This window comes from Variovorax ginsengisoli (assembly GCF_030486595.1).
Classification (GTDB): domain Bacteria; phylum Pseudomonadota; class Gammaproteobacteria; order Burkholderiales; family Burkholderiaceae_C; genus Variovorax; species Variovorax ginsengisoli_B.
In genome coordinates, this window is the sequence record NZ_JAUJZH010000073.1 from 1 (window position 1) to 2,665 (window position 2,665).

Annotated in this window: 2 protein-coding genes; both read left to right on the forward strand. The window is 65.3% G+C overall.

The features are described from left to right. The first annotated feature begins 239 nt into the window (after positions 1 to 239). Complete coding sequence (gene istA, locus QZH52_RS38470; protein WP_301816523.1) at positions 240 to 1,766, forward strand: IS21 family transposase; 1,527 nt, start codon at positions 240 to 242, stop codon at positions 1,764 to 1,766. 41 nt (positions 1,767 to 1,807) lie between these two features. Further along, on the forward strand, positions 1,808 to 2,572 hold the full coding sequence (gene istB, locus QZH52_RS38475; protein WP_301816524.1) for an IS21-like element helper ATPase IstB: 765 nt from the start codon (positions 1,808 to 1,810) through the stop codon (positions 2,570 to 2,572). The last annotated feature ends 93 nt before the right edge of the window (positions 2,573 to 2,665 follow it).

Below are 2,665 nucleotides of genomic sequence, written 5' to 3' on the forward strand. Positions count from 1 at the left end.
TGGGTATTCCGGAGCATCGTGACCGACCATTCCGGGCGAACGTGACCGAGGATTCCGGGCGAACGTGACCGGTGATTCCGGGCTGAACGTGACCGATTTCGGGGTACTCCGGAATGAGCGGTCACGATGCCGGAATCGGCGGTCACGGCAGCGGAACGCTGCCGTACGTCATCGTGTTGGTGTTGCGCATTTCATCCACCCCACGCGGGTAGCCTCGCCGGCATTTGCCGGAGACAGGCTTGCCCGCACCAAGGATCAACATGCGCAAGATCAAGGACGTCCTACGTCTCAAACTCGACGCTCGCCTCTCTCATGAGCAGATCGCGACCTCTCTGGGAATCTCCAAGGGCGCCGTGTCCAAGTACGTCGGCAAGGCGGCCGCCGCAGGCCTGGACTGGGCCACCATTCAGCCGATGAGCGAGACCGCGCTGGAGCGGTATGTCGTGCACGGTCGCCTGGACCGACCGACCCACTATGTGCTGCCCGACTACGGACGCATCCATCAGGAGCTGCGACGCAAGGGAATGACCCTCATGCTGCTCTGGGAGGAGTACGTCGGCGCCCACCCCGAGCAGCCGACGTACCGTTACAGTCAGTTCTGCGAACGGTACCGCCGCTACGCGATGTGCCTGAAGCGTTCGATGCGCCAGATCCACCGCGCCGGCGAGAAGATGTTCGTCGACTACGCCGGCCCGACCGTCGAACTCGCCGACGGAGGCCGTGCGCACATCTTTGTGGCGGCCCTGGGCGCATCCAGCTATACCTACGCGTGCGCCACGCCGCGCGAGACCATGGCCGACTGGCTGCAGGGCTGCGCGCGTGCCCTGAGCTTCTTCGGCGGTGTGCCTCAGTTGATCGTGCCCGACAACCCCAAGGCCATGATCGCGAACCCGAACCGCTACGAGCCGCGCGCCAATGAGACGGTGGAGGACTTCGCGCGTCACTACGGCACCTCGGTATTGCCGGCCAGGCCTCGCCATCCGCAGGACAAGGCCAAGGTCGAATCGGCCGTGCAGGTGGTGGAGCGCTGGATCCTCATGCGACTTCGCCACCAGCGCCTCGCTACCGTCGACGACGTGAACGAGGCGATCGAGCCCTTACTCGAGAGGCTCAACAGCAAGGCGTTCCAGAAACTGCCTGGCAGCCGGGCGAGTGCCTTCGCCGATGTGGACGCGCCGGCGTTGCAGGCGCTGCCTCTGCAGCCCTGGGAATGGGCTGCCTTCAAGAACGTGCGGGTGCACATCGACCATCACGTCGAGATCGAAGGCCACCGGTACAGCGTCCCCCAGGACCTCGTGGGACTGCTGCTGGAGGCGCGCATCACGACGAACGCGGTCGAGCTGCTGCACCGCGGCCAGCGTGTCGCCTCTCATCAGCGAAGCGCGCACAGGGGCGGCTTCACGACGGTCGTCGCTCACTTGCCAGCGGCGCACCGCGCCCACCTTCAATGGACGCCCGAGCGGCTGGTGCATTGGGGAGAAAGCATCGGCGCGGCCACCGGCCGCCTGGTGACTCGCCTGATCGAGGCGCAACGCCACCCCGAGCATGGCTACCGGGCGTGCCTCGGACTGCTGTCGCTCGCGCGGCGCTACGGCCGCGAGAGGCTGGAGGCAGCCAGCGTGATCGCCCTGGAGCTCGGCACGGCGAAGTACGTCCATGTGAAAGCCATCCTGGTCAACGAGCGCGACAAGGTTGCCGCGAGCACGGCGCCGAGCTGGACCAGTCCTCCCCATGAGCATGTGCGCGGCCCAGGCTACTACCAATGACGCCGGCTGCGCTCACTGAACACCCGAACAAGGAATACCCGATGATGATGAACACGACCCTCGACCAACTGCGAAGCCTCAAGCTGCTGGGCATGGCAGCTGGACTGCAGGACCAGCTCACGAGCGCTGGCATGACGACCATGAGCTTCGAGGAGCGCACGGCCTTGCTGGTCGAGCGCGAAGTGCACTGGCGCGGCGACAAGCGACGCGAACGGCTCTTGAAGGAGGCTCGCCTGAAGTACCCGCAAGCGGCCATCGAAGACATGGATGCTCGCGCCGGTCGCGGCGTTGATCGCAAGGCCGTGATGAGCCTGGCGCTGGGCGACTGGATCGATTCGGGCCACAGCGTCCTGATCACCGGACCGACCGGGGCGGGCAAGTCTTGGCTGGCCTGCGCGCTTGCGCAGTACGCCTGCCGGCGCGGCCGATCCGCGTACTACCAGCGAATGCCTCGGCTCGGTGAGGAACTGCGCATCCGCCACGGCAACGGGACCTTCGGAAAATGGCTGATCCAACTGGCCAAGACCGATGTGCTGCTGCTCGACGACTGGGGCATGGCCGCGCTGGATGTTCAAGCCAGGTCCGACCTGCTGGAGATCATTGACGACCGGGCGGCCAACAAGGCCACCATCATCACCAGCCAACTGCCCATCGAGCACTGGCATGCCTGGGTCGGCGACGCCACCATCGCCGACGCAATCCTCGATCGCCTGATGCAGCAGAACCACCGACTCACCCTCACGGGCGAGTCATTGCGGCAGACCGCGAAAACGCCCCAAAAGGAGAAGAACAAAGACCCATCGTGACCGCCACTTCTACAATCTGAACGCGCAACTCAACACGCATGACGACCGGTCACGATGCCGCGGAATCGTCGGTCACGTTCGCCGGAATACGCA

Excerpts from the sequence above, each read along its gene's own strand:
- istB (WP_301816524.1), top strand. The coding sequence starts at position 1,808 with ATGATGATGAACACGACCCTCGACCAACTGCGAAGCCTCAAGCTGCTG.